This window comes from Halorubrum sp. SS7, assembly GCF_005435055.1.
GTDB classification, from domain to species: domain Archaea; phylum Halobacteriota; class Halobacteria; order Halobacteriales; family Haloferacaceae; genus Halorubrum; species Halorubrum salinarum.
On the sequence record NZ_SGXV01000242.1, the window covers coordinates 1 to 571 of the forward strand.

1 protein-coding gene is annotated in these 571 nt (G+C 68.3%); it reads left to right on the forward strand.

Annotated features, from left to right (window positions below; genetic code table 11):
- A partial coding sequence (locus EXE44_RS17835; RefSeq protein WP_199241273.1) for a fibronectin type III-like domain-contianing protein occupies positions 1 to 567 on the forward strand: 567 nt, incomplete at its 5' end.
- Between the last annotated feature and the right edge of the window lie 4 nt (positions 568 to 571).

Here is a 571-nt window from a genome sequence, read left to right on the forward strand (position 1 = left end):
GGCGACGCGCTCGCCGACCTGCTCTTCGGTGACGCCGAGCCCGGCGGGCGCCTCCCGACGACCTTCGGACGCAGTGCGGCCGACTATCCCGCGAGCGATGAGACGGCGTTCCCCGGGGTCAACGACGTGGCCCGATACGACGAGGGCGTCTTCGTCGGCTATCGGTACTTCGACGAACGCGACGTTCGCCCCGCGTTCCCCTTCGGACACGGCCTCTCTTACACCTCGTTCGCGTACGGGCAGCCGTCGGTGACCGAGGACGGCGACGGATTCGCCGTGGCAGTCCCGGTGGAGAACACGGGGGATCGTCGGGGCAAAACCGTCGTACAGGTGTACGCTCAGAAGGCCGCTGCGCCGGTCCCAACGCCGGAGCGCGAACTCGTCGGGTTCGAGGCGACGACGCTTGAAGCGGGCGAACGGCGGACGCCGGAGGTGTCGGTTGCGCGTTCGGAGTTCGAGTACTACGACGAACAGACCGGCTGGACTCTCGCATCGGGGGAGAACGCGCTCTTCGTCGGCCGCTCTGCGCGTGACATCGTCGCGGAGATCGGCGTCTCAGTCCGATAAGGCG